The organism is Thermocrispum agreste DSM 44070 (assembly GCF_000427905.1).
GTDB lineage: Bacteria > Actinomycetota > Actinomycetes > Mycobacteriales > Pseudonocardiaceae > Thermocrispum > Thermocrispum agreste.
The window spans coordinates 266,854-289,484 of sequence record NZ_KE386603.1 but is presented as its reverse complement, the minus strand read 5'-3'; the positions used below and the strand labels follow the sequence as shown (position 1 = coordinate 289,484).

Below are 22,631 nucleotides of genomic sequence, written 5' to 3'. Positions count from 1 at the left end.
CGCCGTGTCAACGCCCCTCTTCCCGCTCCCGTTCGCGCTCTCGTTCGCGCTTGCGTCGTTTTCCTTCGTGCATCGCCACGACCCGTGCCACCGGGATCTCCATCCCCTCGGCCACCAGGTCGTCGGCCAGCTGTTGCGGCTCGGGCATCGCCTCCGCCCACGGATCGGCGTCGCCGAGCCGCTCGAGTGCTGTCCGCACGGTGAACTCGCGCGGATCGACGTCCTCCAACTCGTCCCAGCTCACCGGGAACGACACCGTCGTGCCAGGCCGGACCCGTGGGCTGTACGCGGCCACCACGGTCGCTCCGTACGCCCGGGTCGAATCGAGAAAGACCTTCCCGCCACGCTTGTCCTTGACGTACTCGGTGGTGCCCACCGAGGGGTCGACTCGCTCGGCACGCGCCGCGATGGCACGCGTGGCCGCGGCGGCGTCGTCGGCCGACGCTCCGGTCAACGGCACGAAGATGTGCGCGCCCTTCGAACCACTGGTTTTGACCGCACCCTGCAGTCCGACGTCGTCCAGCGCCTGCTGTACCAGCCTGGCGGCCCGCGCGACCGGGGCGAAACCCTCCCCGGCGGGCGGATCGAGGTCGAGCACCAGGTAGTCCGGATGCTCCCAGTCGTCCGCGCGCACCAACGTCGGGTGGTACTCCACGGCTCGCTGGTTGGCGAACCACAGCAGCGTCCGCCGGTCGTCACACAGCGCGTAGCTGACTTCGCGCTTGGACGACTGCGCCCACACATCCACCGTGCGGATCCATTCCGGGGCGTACTTCGGCACGTTCTTCTGCATGAACGGTTCCTGACCCGGCCGCACCCGCACCACGGACAACGGGCGTCCGGCTAGGCCCGGCAGGAGCCGATCGGCCACCGCGTCCAGGTAGTCGATCAGGTCGCGCTTCGTCGCATCGGCACCGTCGAACAGCCCGGAGTCCAAGCTGGACAGCTCGACACCGGCCCGGATCTCGTCCGGCTTGTGCGCCATGGCCGCCTCTCATCCGCACGGGTCGACGCCCGGCTTGCCCGGGCGCTCGATGCCGCGCTCGTCGAGGATCCGCTCGAGCAGCGCCGGGTAGGCGGGCATCAGTCCGTCGGCGCACGCGTCGATGATCCGGTTGTATGTCGCTTCGTCGTCCGGCGCCGTTCCGCTGAACCACACGTGCACCGCGTACCCGTCGCGGTGGGCCCGCCGGATGAACTCCGGCGTGGCGATCTCCAGCCCTTGGTAGCGCACCGGCACCTGCAGCGCGACCGTTCCGGGCATCGGCTTGACGCCGAGCAGGAAGTACGCCGCGATCCCGGCCATCCCCGGCGCGATGGGGATCTCTGGCGCCATGAGGTGGAATTTCGCCACCGCCAGGTCGTTGAACGACGTCACGATGAAATCCGTGCGCCCGGTCTTCTTCAGCAGGCGGGCAAGCAGCTTCGCGTTGTGCAGGAACGAGGCGACGTCGGTGTCGCTGGTGCCTTTGATCTCGATGTTGATCGGCGTGTCCGGAAATTCCTCGAGTACGTCGGCCAGCTTCGGAACGGCGAAATCCGACGGCCGGTAGCCCGCAGGCGGTTCCTTTTCTCCCGTCCGTACCCCGCGCAGCGGATACGCCTCGGGCGGCTGGCCGGGCACCGCATGCCTGCCCGGGATGAAGTTGTAGGCGGCGTCCAGCGCGTGCACCTGCTCGTACGTCATGTCGCGCACCCGGCCGGTGCCGTTGGTCGTCTGGTCGACGGTGGCGTTGTGAATGACCACCAACTGGTCGTCCTTGGTGGCGTGCACGTCCAGCTCGATCATGTCCGCGCCGAGCGCCACCGCTCGCTTGAACGCGTACATCGTGTTCGCCGGCGCTTCATTTTCTCCACCAGCATGCGCCATGTTGAGTACTCTGTCCTGGAGCCACGGGTTGTCCTTGGTCTTGCCCGCAGCCCCTGCGGCGGGCCCGGGAGAAATCAAGCACAGGGACAAGATCACGACCAACACGGCGGCTCTGCGCATGGAGTGCACTTTAGCCCGGGTGAGTCGGAAGTAGCACTACAAAGATCATTTACGACATCGAGTGCGGGACCAGACTTTCCGGCATTCACTGCGAGGGGTGGCCATGCCTACCGTCAGCCCGAAAATCGCCACGGTCATGATCGTCGTGGGCACCGCCCTCGCGTACTGGCTCGCTGGTCTCGCCGGCCTGTCCCTGACCTTGGCCGAAGGTCAGATCAGCCCGCTGTGGCCGTCCACCGGGGTCGCGCTGTTCTGCCTGGTCCAATGGGGGTGGCGGGCCACACCGGGAGTGTTCGCCGGTGCGCTGCTGACCACGATCGCGTTCGGCGGCCCGGCGCTGGTCGTCGTCCTGAACGCGCTGGGCAACACCGCCTCCTCCGTCGTCGCCTGGCGCTTGCTCAAGCTGGTCGGATTCCGCCCGCAGTTCGACCGCATCCGCGACGCGGTCGCCCTCATCGTGCTTGGCGGCATCGTGGCGGTGTCGCTCAGCGCCACGCTGGGAACGACGTCCATGCTGGTCGCCGACGCATTGCCGCCCGTGGGGTACTGGACGACATGGACCATCTGGCTGGCCGGCGACGCCATGGGTGTGCTGATGACGACCCCGGTACTGTTCGCGCTATGGCACTGGCGTCCGCGGCTGCTCGGCTCGCAGACCCGGCACACCGAGGCGGCGGTGCTGTTGACCTGCACCGTCGGCGCGGCCGTGCTCGGGACCGAGACGTCGATCGGCATTCTCTTCCCGACGGTGATCCCGCTGGTGTGGGCGGCAGTCCGGTTCGAGGTGCTCGGCGCAGCGACGTGCGCACTGCTCATCTCGGTGCTGGTCACGCTGGCCGCCATCGAGGGCGGCGGACCGTTCGCCGACAAGTCCGTGATGGCGACCATGATCACGCTGCAGGTCTACAACGGCTCGCTGGCGCTGATCGCCCTGCTGCTGTCCACCGCGATCACCGAACGCAACAAGGCACAGGAAGCGGTGGAGGAAACCTGCGAGGTGCTGGCCACCGCACTCACCCGCCTGAGTGAAGAAACCGGGCTCGGGAAACGTACCCTGGCAGCGATCCACCGTGCCACCACGGCGGCGCCGGACGCGGATCCGGGACTCGAGCAGGCCATCGCGTCGGCTTTGTCCGGCAACGGCCGGTCCGCGCCGGTGAACCCGGGGGCCTCGGCATCCGTTGTGCGGGTGGGAGTGATCGATGACCGACGACCGCGCCGCACTGCTGAGGACCCTCCACGACGAACACGCGCCTGATCTGTGGCGGTTCGTGCTGCGCCTGACCGGTGATCCCCAGTTGGCCAGCGACGTCGTGCAGGAGACCTTGCTGCGCGCCTTGCAGCGCCCGGGGGCGCTGGCCCGCAGGCACACCTCACCGCGGGCGTGGCTGTTCACCGTGGCACGCAACCTCGTGGTCGACAACCAGCGACGAGCGCAGACCCGGCGCGAGGTGCCGCACGACGAGCTGCCTGCGGCCCGGGACCATGGCGCCGAGTCGGCAGACGACACCGACGCTCTGCTGGATTCGTGGCTGGTGGCCGACGCGCTGGCGCAGTTGTCGCTCGAGCACCGGACCGTGATCGTCTACGCCTTCTACGGGCGCCGCTCGATCGCGGACATCGCAGCGGAACTCGACATTCCGGCCGGCACGGTGAAGTCGCGGCTGCACTACGGCCTGCGCGCACTCCGGCTCGCACTGCAAGAAAGAGGGGTGAGCCAGTGACAACCACGGACCGGTACCGGGAATGGGACGCCGCGTACGTGCTCGGGTCACTCTCGCCGAGCGAGCGCCGCGAGTACGAGCAGCACCTGGCGTCGTGCGACACGTGCGCGTCCGCGGTCACGGCGCTGACCGGGCTCGCCGGCCCGCTGTCCTCGCTGGCCCCGGAGAAGGCCTACGCTTTGCTCGACGAATCGGCTCAGCCACCCAGGCCACCGGATCTGCTGCCCCAGCTGCTCGACGTCGCCGAACGGCGGCAGCGGCGATCGCGACGGCGGGCGTGGTGGCGCACCGCGGGGATCGCGACCGCCGCCGCCGCGGCCGCGGCGATCGTCGCGCTGGCTGTGCCGTGGGGTGCGGACACCGGGACGGCGCCGCAGCTGCCGAGCATGACGGCGATGAGGAAGGTGGCGCCCAGCCCGATCAGCGCCGAGGCCCGGCTGGTCGGCGGGCCGTGGGGCACCCGCATCGAGGGCGTGTGCCGGTACTCCGGCAACTCCCGCGACAACGCTCAGCTGGTCGAGTACCTGATGTATGTGACCGACACCGACGGCAACAAGCATCAGGTGGGTAGCTGGCGAGCGGGGCCTGGGATGACCTACACGTTCACCGGCACGACCGCCGTGCCACGGACCGACATCGCCCAGGTGGAGATCTTCGGCGTCTACGGCGACCGGAAGATCAAGGTGCTCACGTTGCCGTAGCAGGGTCGGTTGCCGGGTGGCGGTGTCACCGCACGGCAGTCGGAACGGCACGGCCGAGGCGCCATGGTCAGCAGCCCGCAGCAGCCGGAGTCCGCTGGCCGCAGCCCGGTAGCCACAGCCCGGTAGCCGGGGCGCGGCAAGTCAGGTGCCAGGCGCAGTTGCCACGCAGCCGGAGCCACGGGACGGCAACCGGAACACCCCAGCCAAGATGCATCAGCCCACAACACGGAGCCCACGGTCGACCACCAGAAGGTGGCAGCCACCACACGGCCACCCAGCCAAGACGCATGGCCAGAGGGCTGCCCCGCGCGGCAACCACGGCGCGGCAGTCGAGCCTCAAGCGCGTTACCAGGACGCCGTAGCCACTGCACGGCTGCACAACGCCCCAGCCAAGACGCTGTGGCCAGCAAGCAGCCCACGATGTGGCAGCCAGCGTCCGGTAACCACAGCGCGGTGGCCAGGACGCAGCAGCCAGATGCCAGGGCGCGTGGCCACGCAGCCGGAGCCACGGGACGGCAACCGGAACACCCCAACCACGACGCACTAGCCCACAGCACGCTACGCACGGTCGATCCCCAGAGCACGCTACCCACGGTCGATCCCCAGCAAGCGGTAGCCACCGCACAGCAACCCAGCCAGGGCGCGTGGCCAGAGGTCGGCACCCAGCGCAATTGCCAGGGCGCTGTTGCCGGTAGGTGGTAGCCACAGCCGCCACACTCGGTAGCCGGAGCGCACAGCCGGGTGCGGCTGCCGGGCCGCCGTAGCACAGCGCGGCGGCGCGTGGCAGCCTTCTGGCCATGCACCGCAGAAAGCAGATCGCGATGACCGACGCCGAGGTCGCCGCGTTCCTCGACGAACAGCGCACCCTCACCTGTGCCACGATCGGCCCATCCGGCTGGCCCCACCTGGCGCCGCTGTGGTTCGTCGTGCGCGACGGCCAGATCTGGGCGTGGACGTACGGCAAGTCGCAGAAGGTGCGGAACCTGGAGCGTGACCCGCGAGCCACCCTGCAAGTCGAGGCCGGGGTGGACTACTCCGAGCTGCGCGGAGTGACGTTCGAGTGCGACGTGGTGATCCATCGCGACCTGGACACCGTCACCGGGATCGGTGTCGAGCTCGCCCACCGCTACACCGGTGGTGCCGGATTGGCTCCCGGAGCCGAGGAGATGATGCGCAGGCAGGCCGCCAAGCGGGTCGGCCTGCAGTTCGTCGAGCGCAAGCGCACCAGCTGGGACCACCGCAAGCTGGGCGGTGGGTACTAGCGGATCGCCTCACGCCTGCGGATGCGCGAAACGCGTCGCAGGACCACAGCGGCGGCACCGGTCGGTTCCCACCCGCCGGTGCTGCCGGGGAGATCGACGTGCCGCCGGGGAGATCGACCCGCACAGCGGGGCGGTGGCTGGGCACCTTCCCGCAGGCGTTCACCCACCTGGCATTGGTCGACGCGGTGACCGCGCCGACCGGCCCCGGCCGGAAGCAACCACCGTGGGCGCTCAGGTCCGCGCCTTGAGCCAGCCGACCAGGTCCGCCAGGACTTGCTCGCGCTCCGGCTCGTTGAAGATCTCGTGGTACAGGCCGTCGTAGACGGTGAACGTCAGGTCCGCGGTCGTCACCCGCTCGGTGAGCAGCTGCGACCCGGAGACCCGCACCACCTCGTCCGCACCCCCGTGCATCACCAGGCACGGCAGGTCGATCTTCGCCAGGCTGTCGCGGACCCGCTGCACGGTGGTCATGACCTCCGCACCGGTGCGGGCCTTGATCTTGCCCCGGTACACCAGCGGGTCGGCGTCGTAGTCGGCGACGACCTGCGGGTCGCGGCTGATCTTGCCCGACTCGAACGGAGCCACCTGCAGGTCGGGCACGATCTTCGACAACACCCTGGCAACGACCCGCTCCGCCGGGGAGCCGACGCCGATCTCCAGCGCCGGTGCGGACAGCACCACCCCGGCGAGGGGGTATCGGGTCAGCCCGCTCACCTCGCACACGTAGGCCGCGGCGATCAGCCCGCCCATGCTGTGGCCGAGCAGGAACACCGGCAGACCGTCATGGGCCGCCGCGGCTTTGCGGATCAGCCGGTCGGTGTCCACGAGAATCCCGGCGAACGAGCCGATGTTCGCCCGCGACCCCTCGGACCGGCCGTGGCCGTGGTGGTCGTGCGCATACACGGCATAACCGGCCGCGTTCAGCGCCTCCGCGACGTGCACGTACCGGCCGCTGTGCTCGGCGTAGCCGTGCAGCACGACCACCACGCCGACAGGTTGCCCGTCGGGGAGCCACGACTGCCAATAGATCCGTTTTCCTGCGGCGCCGGTGAACCAGCCGTCAGCGTGCACGCTCATGCCTCAGTCCTACCGGACGGCCGCCCCGTCGCGGCTACCAGGGTCGCACCACCCCGGCGGATCCACCACCGCGCCGCTCCGGCTCCGCCGCGGCCAGCAGCTTGCCACCGGGCAGGAACTCGATGCCGGTCGCCGCGCCGATCTCCCCGCCGTCGGTGAACTTGTGCCCGCGTTCCTGCAGGGCCTGGCCCTCCGGGCTGTCGATGAAGGCTGCCTCGGCCGAGGTGGTCTCACCGTTGCGCTGGGTGGCCCGCGGCGCCGCGATCGCCTCCGGCAGCGTGGCGCCCAGGTCGATGCGGTCGACCAGGATCTGCAGCACCGTGGTGATGATCGTGGAGCCGCCGGGCGAGCCGACGGCCAGCTTCGGCTTGCCGTGCTCCAGCACGATGGTCGGCGACATCGAGCTGCGCGGCCGCTTGCCGCCCTCGACCCGGTTGACGTGCGTGGTCGAGTCGTAGTTGAAGTCCGTCAGCTCGTTGTTGAGCAAGAAGCCCCAGCCCGGAACGGTGATGCCGTTGCCCCCGGTCGACTCGATGGTGAACGTGTAGGCCACCACGTTGCCGTGCTTGTCCGCGACCGTCAGGTGGGTCGTCGAGGTGCCCTTTTCCAGGGTCACCGACGGCGTGCCGCCGGAGCCACCGCCGTTGTGCGGCCACGGGTCGCCAGGCTCGACGACGCCCGCCGCCTTGCCGGTGATCAGCGCACGGCGCTCGGCCGCGAAGTCCTTGCTGAGCAGGCCCTTGAGCGGGACGTCGACGAAATCGGCGTCCGCGGCGTAGGCGTTGCGGTCGGCGAACGAATAGCGGGAGGCCTCCAGGAAGTAGTGCAGCGCTTCGTCCCGCTTGATCCAGCGCAGGCCGTAGCCCTCGAGGATGTTCAGCGCCTCACCGACCGTGGAGCCGCCGCTGGACGGCGGCGCCATGCCGTAGACGTCCAGGCCACGGTAGGTGACCTTGGTCGGCGTCCGCCACACCGCGCGGTAGTTCTTGATGTCCTCGGTGGTCATGAAGCCCTTACGCCAGACGTGGTTGGCGTCCTCGGCCACCGGCGGATTGCTGGCCGCCTCGGCCATGGCTTCGGCGATCGGCCCCTGGTAGAAGCCCTTGGCGCCGTAGCGGGCGATCCGCTCGTAGGCCTTGGCCAGATCCGGGTTACGGAACGTGCTGCCGACATCCGGTGCCGTGCCGTCCGGATCCAAGAACGTCGCGGCCGACGACGGGATGTCGTCGAAGTAGTCGCGGTTGTCCTCGGTCTGGTCGGCGAAGGTCTGGTCCACCACGAAGCCGTCGCGGGCGACCTTGATCGCCGGCTGCAGCACCGTGCGCAGTGACTTGGTGCCGAATCGCTTGAGCGCTTCCTCCCACCCGGCGACCGTGCCCGGCACGCCCGCCGACCGTCCGCTGTAGCGGGCGTCGTCGAACGGCAGCACCTTGCCGTTTTCGAAGAAGGCGTCCGGCTGCATCGCCGCCGGGGCCATTTCCCGGTGGTCGATCGCGTGCACCTTCTTGTCCTTGGCGGTGTAGATCAGCATGAAACCGCCACCGCCGATGCCGCACGAGTACGGCTCGGTCACCCCGAGCACCGCGGCCGCGGCGACCGCCGCATCGACCGCGTTCCCACCCTTGCGCAACACCGACAAGCCCGCCCGGGTGGCCTCGACGTCCACGGTGGCCACCGCACCGCCGGAGCCGACCGCCACCGGCTGTTTGGTCAGCGGCCAGTGCCTCGGCTCGGCGGCCGCAGGCTGGGCGACCAAGCCCAGCGTCAGCGCACCGATCGAGGCCAGTGCCGCGCCACGGGCGAACAGTCCGCGTGAACCCATCACGATCCCCTTCCGACTCCTCGGCCATTGGGGATCATGCTCCGTTCGGTGCCCGAGCACCACCCTCCGGCGCGAATGGGAAAATTTCCGTCAGCGCGTGCTGTCGCCACCGTCGGCGGCGTCTGCGCAGGTCACCACTCGGATTCTGGCAACTCCACGTCGTCGTCGGAACGTGCTCGACCGACAATGACGTGCCACTCGCGTCAGCAGCCGGCGCTCCGCCTCCGCCGCATCGAGGGTGAGCGCCACCAGTCCCTGACCGGGTCAGCTCCCGGCCGGATGGTTCGGCGGGCTTCCCGCAGCGGCAGGCGTGGTTCGTCCAGGGTCCATCGCCATGAGGCCCACCGGTACCTGGTCGGCCTCTCCGGCCAGGCAGGCTTCTCGGCTTCCTCCTGACGGGCTGCACCCCACAGGCGGCTGACACCACGGTCGTCACGGCCACGTCGGCCGCTGCCCGCATGCACACCGGGAAACATCAGCTCCGTCGGCACACCGTGGCTGCCGCTGTCCGCCGCCCGCATGCACACCGGGAAACATCTCACCGAAGACTTTCGCAGCCTTGCGAGGGGCGGCGCGTCAGGTGGACGGCGGCCAGCCGCGCGGTGCCGATCAGCGCGGACCGACACCCCGGCGACCGGCAGATTCCGTCATCCCTCCGGCGGCGGTGGTTGTTTGGCCGGATACCCGACCGGATCGAGATAGTGCTTCCGGAGTTTCTCCCAGGTGCCGTCGGAAATGACGTCCGCCATTGCCTGATCGGCCTTCTTCCGCAGCCCGGCCACGTTCGGGTTCACACCCATGGCGTAGTCGACGACACGCGTTTGCAGGGCCATCTCCTGCGCGATCGGCTTGCGCATGTCGAGCAGCTTCAGCTGCGGATCACGGCCGTAGGCGATTTCCGCCAGCTCGAGCGCATCGCCGTGGACACCGTCGACCTCGCCTGCTGCGAGCTTCTCGAGGCAGACGAACGTGTTGTGCTCCTTGACGATCTCGAACTGATCGTCCGGCAGATCTTCCGCGAGAGCCACCAGCATGTCGCACAGCTTCTTGCCGGACTTGTTCAGGTCGTCGTAGTCCTTCAGACCGCTTTGCGCCGTGACGAGGATCGCCGGACCGCTGACGTAGTAGGACCGCGTCAAGAGCATGCTGGTCCTGTGCTCGGCGTACGGCGCGGAGATCGAGGACATCAGATCGATCTCGCCGCTCGTCACCGCATCTTCCAGGTCGTACCTGGAGTTGAGGACCTTCCACTTCACGGTCACGTCGTCGCCGTGAATGCGCTTCGCCACCTCGCAAGCGACGGCGACCCGGAAGCCGTCCACCGCAACCCTGCCGTTCGCGTCCGGCGCCGGCGGTTCCAACGTCGGCCCGAGCCGGTTCCCCCAAGCCTCCTCGGGGGTGAGCCCGACGGTGACGGTCTCCTTCCCGCCACCAGGGCATCCGGCGAAGACCAGCTCGGACGGCCGATCCTCTTCGTCGCCGGTCCCGAAGCCGAGGACGTCACCGGCATCGCATCCGGCCAGCAGCACACTCGCCGCGAGCACGGCGAACGTCCTTCTCACCATCCTGTGGTCGGCAACGACGAAGAACATGACTGTCGGGGCATCAAGGGCGGGCAACCTATCCGTAACTGCATCACACGTCAATCCGGTTACACTTGCAGGATGCCTGCCACGCAATCCGCGGCAGCTCCCGGGCGGCTGGAGGTCGTCCGCCGGTTCGTGAACACCTGCGACATCGAAGCCGGCAACGACACGTTGGCGACCCCGGAGGCATGCCTGCGCTGGTTGCGTGGACAAGACCTGCTCGATCGGTCGGTCGACACCTTGGACCGTGCGGATCGCGACGAGGTTGTGGCGTTTCGCGAATCCTTGCGCGATGTCCTCGGCGTGCATCGGAACGGTCGGCTCGGCGACGCCGTGCTGGACCGGCTGAACGCGACGGCCGCGCGCGTCGGTCTGGCCGTCCGTTTCACCCCATCCGGCTCGTGGCAGGTGCACGCCCGCGGCGACGGGGTCCACCAGGCGGTGGGGCGGTTGCTGACCATCGTGATCGGCGCGATGGCGGACGGCACCTGGTCGCGCATGAAGGTCTGCGCCAACGACGCCTGCCGATGGGCCTTCTACGACCGTTCCAAGGCCCGCTCCCGCCGCTGGTGCTCGATGCGGATCTGCGGCAATCGCGCCAAACAGCACGCCTGGCGCTCCCGCGACGGAGGCAAGACCCGCTGATCGATCGGTGACATCGCCTCCGGCACGCGCCATAGTGGAGGCAACCACGCCAGCAGCGCCGCAGGTGGGGAGGTGGTCGGCCATGCGTGTCGGCGTTCCCAAGGAGCGGAAGAAGCGCGAGTACCGCGTGGCGCTGACCCCGGCTGGGGCACGCGAGCTGACCGAGCGCGGTCACGAGGTGTACGTGGAGGCCGAGGCCGGCCTCGGCGCAGGCATTCCCGACGAGGAGTACGTGGCCTCCGGTGCCAAGATCGTCTCCACCGCCGAGGACGTGTGGGGCGATGCCGAGCTCGTGCTCAAGGTCAAGGAGCCGATCGCGGACGAGTATCCGTTCTTGCGATCCGACCTGACGCTGTTCACCTACTTGCATCTGGCCGCCGACCGGCAGCTCACCGAAGCGTTGCTGGCCGCAGGGACGGCAGCGATCGCCTACGAGACGGTACAGCTGCCGTCCGGCGCTCTGCCGTTGCTGGCACCGATGTCCGAAGTAGCCGGACGGCTCGCACCGCAAGTCGGCGCCAACGCGCTGATGCGTCCCAACGGTGGCCGTGGCGTTCTCCCCGGCGGCATTCCCGGTGTGCACCCGGCGCGTGTCGTCGTCATCGGCGGAGGCGTGGCGGGCCTGAACGCGGCTCGCGTGGCGCTCGGCATGGGTGCGCACGTCGAGGTCCTGGACACCAACGTGGACCGGCTGCGCCAGATCGACGCGCAGTACCACGGCGCGATCGTGACACTGACGTCCAGCACCCTCGCGTTGGAGGAGGCCGTGCTGCAGGCCGACCTGGTGATCGGCGCGGTGCTGGTGCCCGGTGCGAAGGCCCCCAAGCTGGTGTCGAACGATCTGGTGGCGCAGATGAAGCCGGGCAGCGTCCTGGTGGACATCTCGGTCGACCAAGGCGGCTGCTTCGCCGACACCCGCCCGACCAGCCACGACGACCCGACGTTCGAGGTGCACGACTCGGTGTTCTACTGCGTGGCGAACATGCCGGGCGCCGTCCCCCGGACCTCCACCTACGGACTGACCAACGTCACGCTGCCGTACGTCGTCCAGATCGCCGAGCGCGGCTGGCGGGCCGCAGCCACGGCCGACGAAGCCCTCGCGCTCGGGCTCAACACGCACGCCGGGACGCTGACCAACGAGGCGGTGGCCAGCGCTCACGACCTTCCGGCCGTGGAACTGACGAGCGTGCTCGGCTCATGACACCACGCAAAACCGGACCGTTCCGGGGCGGTCAGGCACGGCCGGTGCAGCCAACTGCGCAGCGCTGACCGACACCTGCCGACGTACCCGGAACCGCGGGGGCCGTACCCGGAACCGTGGGGCCGTGCCCGGCGCCGCGGGTCAGCCTGGCGTCTGTGCAGTGGCACAAGGCCGCCATCACCAGGTCGCAGCCATCCCGGTACTCCCCGCCGCGAACGTCGCCTGCGCCCAGGCCGCTCTCCAGCAAGCAAAGAGCGCCGTGGTGTCGCAGGTCACCATGCTTCACTCGGCCGCGCGAAACTGTCGCGCGGAGCCGCACGTCACAGGATCGTGATCGGCACTACGGCGAGGGTTGCGCGGCCGCGCGCGCGGCAACCGATAGCCTGCCCGCTGTGCGGTTGCCGCGACAGATCTGCGACGGCCGTGCCCGCACATACCCGAGGAGACCGCGGATGGCCTGGCGGCGAAGCCCGCAGTCGGCAGGTGCCCAGGCACAAAAGGGCGGCCCGCTCGACCAGCCTGGGGGTCACTGGGAGCAGGCCGCCAATTACCACCATAGGGGAACACGGACGGTTGCGTGGCAACCTTCGGCAAATTCATCGGAACCAACGGCGGATGGACCGACGAGTACGGCAGGATGGCGCAGCACGAGCTGTGCGGATCGCCCGTGAAACGGACGGAGAGCTGTGATGCATGACGGCAGTGGCCGCATCGTCGTACAGCACCTGAGCAAGAACTTCGGTGCGGTACAGGCGGTGTCGAATCTGAGCTTCACCGTGGAGCCGGGGTCGGTCACCGGCTTCATCGGCCCGAACGGTGCAGGCAAGACCACCACCCTGCGGATGATCCTGGGCCTGGTACGGCCCTCCCAGGGCATGGCCACCATCAACGGGCTGCCGCACGACAAACTCGGCAACCCGGCCACCGTCGTCGGGTCGGTGCTGGAGAACGAGGGCTTTCACCCCAAGCGCACCGCGCGCAACCACCTGCGGGTCTACGCGGCGGCGATCGGTGTCCCGGACACCCGCGTGGCAGAGGTCCTCGGCCTGGTCGGCCTGTCCGAGGCGGGCAACCGGAAGGTCGGCGGCTTCTCGCTCGGTATGCGGCAGCGGCTGGCACTGGCCGCCGCGCTGCTGGGCAACCCGCAGGTGCTGATCCTGGACGAGCCGGCCAACGGCCTCGACCCGGAGGGCATCGCGTGGCTGCGGCAGTTCCTGCGCAACTTCGCCAGGGAAGGCCGCACCGTGCTGGTGTCGTCGCACCTGCTGGCCGAGCTCGAGCAGACCATCGACCAGGTGGTCATCGTCAGCCGAGGCCAGACGATGTACTACGGACCGCTGGACCAGCTGCGCAAGCAGCAGCAAACCAGGATCCTGGTGCACGCGTCGGACAACGACAAGCTGACCACCGCGCTGAAGGAGCAGGGCATCACCCGGGTGGAGACCATCGAGGGCGGCAGGCTCGCGGTGTACGACTCGACGGTGCAGCAGGTCGGTGACGTGGCGGCCAAAGCAGGCGTCGCACTGTACGGCGTCGAGGAAGAGCGCGCGGACCTGGAGAAGCTGTTCTTCCAGCTCACCAGCGGGCAGTACGCCGCGCCCGCGCAAACCCAGTACGGCCAGTTGCCGCCGCAGTTCGCACCGGGCGGCCAGCAGGGTTCCTGGACGCCGAGCGGTGGTGTCCCGCAGCAGAACCCGTACGCCCCGCAGCAAGGCCAGTGGCAGCAGCCGCAGCAGGGCGGCTGGCAGCAACCGCAGCAGACCTGGGGCGGCCAGCCGCAACAGACCTGGGGCGGCCAGCCACAACAGGGCTGGCAGGGCGGTCAGCCGCAGCAGGGCTGGCAGGGCGGCCCGCAACCGGGACAGCAACCGGGACACGGCCAGCAGGGCGGCACGAATTGGGGAGGCCAGGGCTGATGGGCAGGCTCATCAAGGCGGAGTTCCGCAAGATCGTCACCACCAAGCTGTGGCTGGGCTTGCTGCTCACCGCGCTCGTAGTCGCGCTGCTGTGGGCGTGGATGTGGTCGTCGGCGTTCGACGAAATCGCCCGGGACATCAACCGTGACCTGCGCCGGTACGCCGCCGTCGACCTCAACGACCTGTCGGTGAACGCCATCTTCCTGACCAGGGCGATCAACATCGCCACGATCTTCCCGATGATCTTCGGCGGTATGGCGCTGGCGGTGGAGATCGGCAGGAAGACCATCACCACCAGCTTCCTGACCGCCCCCAACCGCGGCACGCTGCTCGGCGCGAAGGCGATCACCTACGTGCTGTGGGGCGCGATCTTCGGCGTGGTGATCATCCTGGGCGCCTCGCTGGGGCTGCTGTTCGGCGTCGGCGGCGAAGGAATGGTCGACGGCGAGATGTGGATCACCATCGCCGCATCCGGGCTGCTGTCGTGCGTGCTGTGGACCCTGCTCGGCCTCGGCGTTGGAGCCCTGATCGGCTCGTCCGTCGGCACCGTGGTCGTGCTGCTCGTCTACGGGCTGCTGGTCGGTCCCGGCATGGACATGACGTTCGCGGCCATCTCCGCGAGCAATTCGGAGGAAATCGGCCCGACCGTCGCCGGGGCGTTCCCCAACGGCGCGGCGAACGGCATCACCGGCGCCGCGGCCGCGTCCAACATCGTCGGCGAGCTGGAGGACATGGCAGGCGGCACCTTGCCGGAGGAGATCGTCGACAGGGCGTCCTCGCTGCTGCGGTTCGGCGCGGGCGCACTCGGCTCGTTCGGCTGGGGCGCCAGCGTCGCGATCTTCCTCGGCTGGGTGCTCTTGTTCTTCGGCCTCGGCCTGGCGCGCACCTACCAGCGCGACATCACATGAGCCCGCCGCCCCGCCCCGGCGACGGCCGGTCGCCGGGGCGGCGGCACGGCCGCAGGATTCCGTAACCTGGCGGGGTGTCCGTACCGACCGAGATGCGCATCGAACGTCGGCAGCGGGCACCCCGCCCTTCTGTTTCCTCCCCGTCCGCCGGGTGGCTGCGGCGGCTGGTCTCCGCGTGCTGGCGGCACCCGTGGCTGGTGGTGCTGGCGTTCGGGGCCGCCGTGCTGGGCGTCGGGTCGCTCGCTGCCGGACCGCTGCTGGTCAAGCAGGCCATCGACGAGGCGATGGCGGGCAACACCGGACGGCTCGGTGTGCTCGCCATCGGGCTGATCGGCCTCGCCCTGCTCGGGTTCGCCACCGCGTTCGCGCGGCGCTACTTCGGCGGACGGCTCGCCCTCGACGTGCAGCACGACCTGCGCCAGCAGGTCTTCCACGCGGTCTCCCGGCTGGACGGCGGTGCGCAGGACTCGCTGCGCACCGGGCAGATCGCTTCCCGGGCGATCACCGATCTGCAGCTGATGGTCGGCCTGCTCATGCAAGGACCGCTCTCGGTGGGCTCGGCGGTGTACCTGCTGCTCGCCCTGGGGGCCATGCTGTGGATGTCGCCGCTGCTGACACTGATCGCCCTGATCGTCACCCCGGCCATCGGCCTGGCGGTCGCCGCCGCGCGCATGCGCGTGTTCCCGGCGATCTGGTCGTCGCAGCAGCGCGCCGCCGACCTGGCTCAGCACGTCGAGGAGACGGTCACCGGCGTGCGCGTGGTGAAGGGTTTCGGCCAGGAGGCCAGGGAAGTGGCCCGCCTCGAGCGCGCCGCACGCAAGCTGTTCGGCGAGAAGATGCGGGCCGCGCGGCTGACCGCGATCCCGATGGCTTCGGTGGCCGCACTGCCCGCCGCGGGCCAGGTGGCCGTGCTGGCGGTCGGCGGCTTGCTGGCCCTCCACGGCGACGTCTCGCTCGGCACGTTCGTCGCCTTCGCGTCCTACGTCGCGGGCCTGGTGTCGCCCGCGCGCATGGTCACCAGCCTGATCATCCAGGCGCAGATCGCCCGCGCAGGCGCCGAACGGGTCTACGAGCTGATCGACGCGCAGCCCGAGGTCACCGACCCGGACGAGCCGCGCGAGCTGCCCGCCGGGCCACTCTCGGTGCGGTTGACCGACGTCAGCTTCGGCTACACGCGCGAGGACAAGGTGCTCGACCGGCTGTCGCTGCATGTCGAGCCGGGGGAGACGGTCGCGCTCGTCGGCACGGCCGGGTCCGGCAAGTCGACGGTGTCCCTGCTGCTCCCCCGCTTCTACGACGTGCACGAAGGCCGTATCGAAGTCGGCGGTGTCGACGTCCGGGACGTGCGGCTGACCGACCTGCGCCGGGCGATCGGGGTGGTGTTCGAAGAAGCGTTCCTGTTCTCCACCTCGGTGCGCGACAACATCGCCTACGGCCGCCCCGACGCCACCGACGAAGAGATCGTCGCTGCGGCCAAGGCCGCACAGGCACACGAGTTCATCGAGAACCTGCCCGACGGTTACCACACCGTGGTCGGTGAGCGCGGCCTGACGCTGTCCGGAGGGCAGCGGCAGCGCCTGGCGCTGGCGCGGGCGCTGCTGACCGACCCGAGAATCCTGCTGCTGGACGACGCCACGTCCGCGGTCGACGCCGGCACCGAAGCGGCCATTCACGCCACGCTGCGCGCCGTCACCAAGGACCGGACCACGATCCTCATCGCCCACCGCCGGTCGTCACTGGCGCTGGCCGACCGGATCGCGGTACTGGACGCCGGGCGGGTGGTCGACATCGGCACGGAAGCCCAGCTGCGGGAGCGCTGTGCGCTGTTCCGGGAGCTGATCGCCGGGCCGGACGACGACGTGGAGAACCCCGCGGCGTTGCCGTCCTTGCCGGCAGACGGCAACGGTTCCGGCACCACCGCGCGGCTGTGGCCGCGCACCGAGCAGGACGACGTCGATCACCTCGCCGAGCTCGCGGCGAACCGCCCGCCACCGGAGCCCGCGATGGGCCGCGGCGGTCCCGGTGGTCCCGCCCGGTTCAACGTGCCGCCGACGCCGGAGCTGCTGGCGAAGGTGCGCGCTTTGCCGCCGGCGCGGGACACCCCGCACATCGCCGGCCAGGACCCGACGGCGGACGACCCGGACTTCCGGCTGTCCCGGCTGCTGCACCCGGTGCGCTGGCTGCTGCTTGCGGCGGTCGTCCTGGTCGCCGCGGACGCGCTGGCCACGGTGGCGATGCCGTCACTGTTCCGAGTCGGCGTCGACGACGGCGTGGTGGCGGGTTCGACGACGGTCGTGCTCGTCGTCGCCACGTGCGGCGCACTGATCGCGTTGCTGAACTGGGCGGTCATCGCCGCCCAGACGGTGGTCACCGCGCGGGCGGGCGAGAGCGTGCTGTACCTGCTGCGCGTCCGCTGCTACGCCCACCTGCAGCGGCTCGGGCTCGACTACTTCGAGCGCGAGCTGGCCGGCAAGATCATGACCCGGATGACCACCGACGTGGACGCGCTGTCCACGTTCCTGCAGACCGGTCTGGCCCGCGCCGTGGTCAGCGTGCTGACCCTGGTCGGCATCACCGGGGCCTTGCTGGTCACCGACGTCTCGCTGGCGCTGATCACGCTGGCCGTCATGCCCGTGCTCATCGTGGCGACGGTGATCTTCCGGCGGAAGTCGTCGCGTGCCTACACCGAAGCCCGGGAGCGGGTCAGCGTGGTCAACGCCGACATGCAGGAGAACGTCACCGGCCTGCGGGTGGCCCAGGCGTACACGCGCGAGCAACATTCGGCGCGGGCGTTCGCCGACCGCAGCGACGCCTACCGGCGGTCCAGGCTGCGCGCCCAGCGCTACATCGCCACGTACTTCCCGTTCGTCTCGCTGCTGTCCCAGGTGGTCGAGGCCGTGGTGCTGTACGTGGGCACCAACCGCGTCGCGGTCGACGACCTGACGCCGGGCGTGCTGATGGCGTTCCTGCTCTACCTGACGATGTTCTTCTCCCCCATCCAGGAGCTGTCCAGCATCTTCGACGGCTACCAGCAGGCCAAGGTCGGCCTGGTCAGGATCGGCGACCTGCTGGCCACCCGCAGCTCGGTCCCGCCACCCCCGGCACCCGTCGCGGTCGGTGAGCGGCTGCGGGGGGACGTGCGGTTCGAGAACGTGTCCTTCACCTACCCCGGCGCCGCCGAACCGGCGCTGCACGGGTTCGACCTGCACATCGCACCCGGGGAAACGGTCGCACTGGTGGGTGCCACCGGCGCGGGGAAGTCGACCGTGGTGAAGCTGCTCGCCCGGTTCTACGACACCAGCTCGGGCCGGGTCCTCATCGACGGGGTGGACGTCCGCGACTACGACCTGGCAGCTCTTCGCGGCCGAATGGGCATCGTCCCGCAGGAAGCGCACTTGTTCTCCGGAACGGTCGCGAACAATGTGCGGTATGCACGGCCGGAGGCCACCGACGCCGAAGTCGAAGCGGCAGTACGCGCGGTCGGCGCGCTGCCCGCTGTCGCGGCGCTGCCGCACGGCTTCCATCAGCAGGTCGGTGAGCGCGGGCAGAACCTCTCCTCCGGGCAGCGGCAGCTCGTCGCGCTGGCCCGCGCCGAACTGCTCGACCCGGACATCCTGTTGCTCGACGAGGCCACCGCGGCACTGGACCCGGCGACCGAGGCGGCGGTGCTGGCGGCGAGCGAGGCCGTGGCCCGGTCCAGGACCACCGTCGTGGTCGCGCACCGTTTGGCCACCGCGGCCCGCGCCGACCGCATCGTCGTGCTGGAACGAGGACGAATTGCGCAGGTCGGAACGCATGCCGAGCTGCTGTCCTCGGACGGCCCGTACGCCAGGTTCTGGCGCGCGGCCGAACGTGAATCCCTGCCCATGATCCCGGGCAACTAAGTGAGGAGTCACGGGTTAGCCTGGTAGTGGCGCAAGCTTCGCATTCCGGTTACTACGAGCTCACGAATAGAGGCGAATCTCAGTCGTGACCACCAGTCCAGCCTCCCAGTTCGGTCCCAACGAGTGGATGGTCGAGGAAATGTACGAGCGTTTCCTCGCCGACCCGCAATCGGTCGACGCCGCCTGGCATGACTTCTTCGCCGACTTCAAGCCGTCCCAGGGCAGTGACGGGGCGGCCACCGCCAAGCGCCAGGCGACCACCCGGACGGCACCAGCCCCGGCGGGTGCGCGCCAGGACGGCAGGCCGGGCACCAGCCAGGCCACCGCGCCGGGCACCACCGAGCCGGCGTGGCCGCAGGCGCCCGCGGAGCAGACGGCACCGAAGCCGCAGGCGGCGCCGCAGCCCGCGCCCGCGCGGCAGCAGGCGGCACCGGCCCCGGCGGCCAAGCAGGACGCGAAGCAGGAGAAGAAGGACCAGCCCGGCGTCAAGGAGGTCAAGCCGCTGCGCGGTGCGTCGGCGGCGATCGCCAAGAACATGGACGCCTCGCTGGAGGTGCCGACCGCCACCAGCGTGCGCGCCGTGCCCGCGAAGCTGATGGCGGACAACCGGATCGTCATCAACAACCACCTCAAGCGCACACGCGGCGGGAAGGTGTCGTTCACGCACCTGATCGGCTACGCTATGATCAGGGCGCTGAAGTACTTCCCGAACATGAACCGGCACTACGCCGAGATCGACGGCAAGCCGCACGTCGTCACGCCGGAGCACGTCAACCTGGGCCTGGCCATCGACCTGAAGGGCAAGGACGGCTCCCGCAACCTGGTGGTGGCCTCCATCAAGGCCGTCGAGGACATGTCGTTCTTCGAGTTCTGGCAGGCCTACGAAGAGGTCATCAGCAAGGCCCGCAATAACAAGCTGACCGCGGACGATTTCGCGGGCACCACGATCTCGCTGACCAACCCGGGCGGCATCGGGACCAACCACTCGGTGCCCAGGCTGCAGAAGGGCCAGGGCGCCATCATCGGCGTCGGGGCGCTGGAGTACCCGGCCCAGTTCGAGGGCACCAGCGAGAAGACGCTGACCGACCTGGGCATCTCCAAGATCATCACGCTGACGTCGACCTACGACCACCGGATCATCCAGGGCGCCGAGTCGGGCGAGTTCCTGAAGAAGATCCACCAGCTGCTGCTCGGCGAGGACAAGTTCTACGACGACATCTTCACCTCGCTGCGGCTGCCGTACGAGCCGGTGCGCTGGGTGGAGGACATCCCGGACGGCGACGTCGACAAGACCGCCCGGATCATCGAGCTGATCGACGCCTACCGGATGCGCGGCCACCTGATGGCCGACACCGACCCGCTGAACTACCGCCAGCGCAGGCACGAGGACCTGGACATCCTGTCCCACGGCCTGACGCTGTGGGACCTGGACCGCGAGTTCGCCGTCGGCGGTTTCGCGGGCAAGCAGCGGATGAAGCTGCGCGACGTGCTCGGCGTGCTGCGGGACGCCTACTGCCGCACGGTCGGCGTGGAGTACCAGCACATCATCAACCCGGAGGAGCGGCGCTGGCTGCAGGAGCGGATCGAGGTCCCGCACCCGAAGCCGTCGCCGGGTGAGCAGAAGTACATCCTGTCCAAGCTGAACGCGGCAGAGGCGTTCGAGACGTTCCTGCAGACCAAGTACGTCGGCCAGAAGCGGTTCTCGCTGGAGGGCGGCGAGACGGTCATCCCGCTGCTGGACACCATCCTGGACAAGGCGGCCGAGTACGAGCTGGACGAGGTCGTCATCGGCATGCCGCACCGGGGCAGGCTGAACGTGCTGGCCAACATCGTCGGCAAGCCGATCAGCCAGATCTTCCAGGAGTTCGAGGGCAACCTGGATCCCGGCCAGGCGCACGGCTCCGGCGACGTGAAGTACCACCTGGGTGCGGAGGGCAAGTACTTCCGCATGTTCGGCGACGGCGAGACCAAGGTGACGCTGACCGCCAACCCGTCGCACCTGGAGACGGTCGACCCGGTGCTGGAAGGCATCGTGCGCGCCAAGCAGGACCTGCTCAACAAGGGCGAGGACGGGTTCACCGTGCTGCCGGTCCTGCTGCACGGCGACGCCGCGTTCGCCGGCCAGGGCGTGGTGGCCGAGACGCTGAACCTGGCCATGCTGCGCGGGTACCGCACCGGCGGCACGGTGCACGTGGTGATCAACAACCAGGTCGGCTTCACCACCGCGCCGGAGCACGCCCGCTCGTCGCAGTACGCCACCGACGTGGCCAAGATCATCGAAGCGCCGGTGTTCCACGTCAACGGCGACGACCCGGAGGCGGCCTGCTGGGTGGCCAAGCTGGCGGTGGACTACCGCGAGCGGTTCCACAAGGACGTCGTCATCGACCTGATCTGCTACCGGCGCCGCGGCCACAACGAGGGCGACGACCCGTCGATCACGCAGCCGCTGATGTACGACGTGATCGACAAGAAGCGCAGCGTGCGCAAGACCTACACCGAGGCGCTGATCGGGCGGGGTGACATCTCGCTCGAGGAAGCCGAGACCGCGCTGCGGGACTTCTCCAGCCAGCTGGAGCACGTCTTCAACGAGGTGCGCGAGCTGGAGAAGCACCCGGTCAAGGCCAGCCCGTCGGTGGAGAGCAGGCAGCAGATCCCGGCCCAGGTGCCCACCGCGATCGACCGCAAGACGATCGAGAGGATCGGCGACGCGTTCGTCAACCTGCCGGAGGGTTTCACCCCGCACCCGCGGGTCAAGCCGGTGCTGGAGCGCCGGTACAAGATGTCCCGGGAGGGCAACGTCGACTGGGCGTTCGCCGAGCTGATCGCGTTCGGCTCGCTCGCCATGGACGGCAGGCTGGTGCGGCTGGCCGGGCAGGACTCGCGGCGCGGCACGTTCACCCAGCGCCACGCGGTGCTCATCGACCGCAAGACCGGCGAGGAGTACGCGCCACTGCAGCACCTGAGCCCCGACCAGGGCCGGGTGATGATCTACGACTCGGCGCTGTCCGAGTACGCCGCGGTCGGCTTCGAGTACGGCTACTCGGTGGCCAACTCCGAGGCGCTGGTGATGTGGGAGGCGCAGTTCGGCGACTTCGTCAACGGCGCGCAGACGGTCATCGACGAGTACATCTCGTCCGGTGAGGCGAAGTGGGGCCAGGTGTCCGACGTGGTGCTGCTGCTGCCGCACGGCCACGAGGGCCAGGGCCCGGACCACACCTCGGGCCGCATCGAGCGGTTCCTGCAGCTGTGCGCCGAGCACTCGATGACGGTCACCATGCCGTCCACCCCGGCGAACTACTTCCACCTGCTGCGCAGGCACGCGCTGGACGGGGTGAACCGGCCGCTGATCGTGTTCACGCCGAAGTCGATGCTGCGCAACAAGGCGGTGGTGTCGCAGCTGGAGGACTTCACCGGGGACTCGAAGTTCCTGTCGGTGATCGACGACGCCGAGGTGGACCCGGAGAAGGTCACCAAGGTGATCCTCACCTCCGGCAAGCTGTACTGGGAGCTGCGGGCCGAGCGGGCCAAGCGGGACCGGTTCGACGTCGCGCTGGTGCGCATCGAGCAGTACTACCCGCTGCCGAAGGACAAGCTGCGCGCGGCGATGGCCCGCTACACCAAGGCCGAGCGGGTCGTGTGGGCGCAGGAGGAGCCGGAGAACCAGGGCGCGTGGCCGTTCCTCGGGCTCAACCTGCCGCGGCGGCTGCCGGACGCGTTCCCCAAGCCGCTGGACCTGGTCGCGCGGCGGCCGATGGCGGCGCCCGCCACCGGATCCAGCAAGGTGCACGAGGTGGAGCAGAAGGCGCTCATCGCCAAGGCATTCGAGTGAGCCGCATGCGTTGGTGCCACTGGTGGCCGGTCACGCCGAGCGTGGCCGGCCACCGGCGTTCCGGGGTGGCAGCCGCTGGTTGCGGG

At 69.5% G+C, this 22,631-nt stretch carries 15 protein-coding genes; 10 read left to right on the top strand and 5 right to left on the bottom strand.

All coding sequences use genetic code 11. From position 1 onward, the window contains the following. Positions 1–7: 7 nt before the first annotated feature. Complete coding sequence (gene ligD, locus YWY_RS0111515; protein WP_028847723.1) at positions 8–985, bottom strand: non-homologous end-joining DNA ligase; 978 nt, start codon at positions 983–985, stop codon at positions 8–10. Between the two features lie 9 nt (positions 986–994). Continuing rightward, positions 995–1,990 (bottom strand): glycerophosphodiester phosphodiesterase family protein, encoded by a 996-nt coding sequence (locus tag YWY_RS0111510; RefSeq protein WP_028847722.1) that lies wholly within the window; start codon positions 1,988–1,990, stop codon positions 995–997. Between the two features lie 103 nt (positions 1,991–2,093). Between YWY_RS0111510 and YWY_RS21595 the strand changes: the two genes are divergently transcribed. The 4 genes from YWY_RS21595 (at position 2,094) to YWY_RS0111485 (ending at position 5,677) form a co-directional block, all read left to right on the top strand. After that, the gene (locus tag YWY_RS21595; RefSeq protein WP_084609199.1) at positions 2,094–3,248 is read left to right on the top strand and encodes an MASE1 domain-containing protein; all 1,155 of its coding nucleotides are present in this window, start codon (positions 2,094–2,096) and stop codon (positions 3,246–3,248) included. Continuing rightward, positions 3,193–3,714, top strand: coding sequence for a sigma-70 family RNA polymerase sigma factor (locus tag YWY_RS0111500; RefSeq protein ID WP_028847721.1), 522 nt, complete (start codon positions 3,193–3,195; stop codon positions 3,712–3,714). The genes YWY_RS21595 and YWY_RS0111500 overlap by 56 nt, the downstream gene beginning before the upstream one ends. Beyond that, on the top strand, positions 3,711–4,415 hold the full coding sequence (locus YWY_RS21590) for an anti-sigma factor family protein (RefSeq protein ID WP_051310162.1): 705 nt from the start codon (positions 3,711–3,713) through the stop codon (positions 4,413–4,415). The genes YWY_RS0111500 and YWY_RS21590 overlap by 4 nt, the downstream gene beginning before the upstream one ends. A 797-nt stretch (positions 4,416–5,212) precedes the next feature. Next, positions 5,213–5,677 carry a pyridoxamine 5'-phosphate oxidase family protein gene (locus YWY_RS0111485; protein ID WP_028847720.1) on the top strand — a complete coding sequence of 155 codons (465 nt, stop codon included), beginning with the start codon at positions 5,213–5,215 and terminating at the stop codon, positions 5,675–5,677. Positions 5,678–5,908: 231 nt separating this feature from the next. On the opposite strand, the gene YWY_RS0111480 is transcribed toward YWY_RS0111485, so the two are convergent. The 3 genes from YWY_RS0111480 to YWY_RS24305 form a co-directional block, all read right to left on the bottom strand. After that, positions 5,909–6,754, bottom strand: a complete 846-nt coding sequence (locus tag YWY_RS0111480; RefSeq protein ID WP_028847719.1) for an alpha/beta hydrolase — start codon at positions 6,752–6,754, stop codon at positions 5,909–5,911. A 34-nt stretch (positions 6,755–6,788) separates the two neighbouring features. Continuing rightward, positions 6,789–8,576 (bottom strand): gamma-glutamyltransferase, encoded by a 1,788-nt coding sequence (ggt, locus tag YWY_RS0111475; RefSeq protein ID WP_038045023.1) that lies wholly within the window; start codon positions 8,574–8,576, stop codon positions 6,789–6,791. A gap of 647 nt (positions 8,577–9,223) precedes the next feature. Beyond that, on the bottom strand, positions 9,224–10,120 hold the full coding sequence (locus YWY_RS24305) for a substrate-binding periplasmic protein (protein WP_169725243.1): 897 nt from the start codon (positions 10,118–10,120) through the stop codon (positions 9,224–9,226). A gap of 177 nt (positions 10,121–10,297) precedes the next feature. Between YWY_RS24305 and YWY_RS24300 the strand changes: the two genes are divergently transcribed. From YWY_RS24300 to YWY_RS0111440, 6 genes are all read left to right on the top strand, one after another. Beyond that, positions 10,298–10,807 (top strand): CGNR zinc finger domain-containing protein, encoded by a 510-nt coding sequence (locus YWY_RS24300; protein ID WP_169725242.1) that lies wholly within the window; start codon positions 10,298–10,300, stop codon positions 10,805–10,807. Positions 10,808–10,889: 82 nt separating this feature from the next. Further along, a complete protein-coding gene (gene ald / locus YWY_RS0111460) occupies positions 10,890–12,008 on the top strand; it encodes an alanine dehydrogenase (protein ID WP_028847715.1) in 1,119 nt (372 codons plus the stop codon). A 689-nt stretch (positions 12,009–12,697) separates the two neighbouring features. Beyond that, a complete protein-coding gene (locus YWY_RS21580) occupies positions 12,698–13,924 on the top strand; it encodes an ATP-binding cassette domain-containing protein (RefSeq protein WP_051310161.1) in 1,227 nt (408 codons plus the stop codon). Further along, the gene (locus tag YWY_RS0111450) at positions 13,924–14,832 is read left to right on the top strand and encodes an ABC transporter permease (protein ID WP_028847714.1); all 909 of its coding nucleotides are present in this window, start codon (positions 13,924–13,926) and stop codon (positions 14,830–14,832) included. Before YWY_RS21580 ends, YWY_RS0111450 begins: the two co-directional genes overlap by 1 nt. 92 nt (positions 14,833–14,924) lie before the next feature. Then, positions 14,925–18,716, top strand: coding sequence for an ABC transporter ATP-binding protein (locus YWY_RS21575; protein ID WP_038045022.1), 3,792 nt, complete (start codon positions 14,925–14,927; stop codon positions 18,714–18,716). Positions 18,717–18,843: 127 nt separating this feature from the next. After that, positions 18,844–22,545: a multifunctional oxoglutarate decarboxylase/oxoglutarate dehydrogenase thiamine pyrophosphate-binding subunit/dihydrolipoyllysine-residue succinyltransferase subunit gene (locus YWY_RS0111440; RefSeq protein ID WP_084609197.1), complete on the top strand. Its 3,702-nt coding sequence runs from the start codon at positions 18,844–18,846 to the stop codon at positions 22,543–22,545. Positions 22,546–22,631 lie beyond the last annotated feature (86 nt).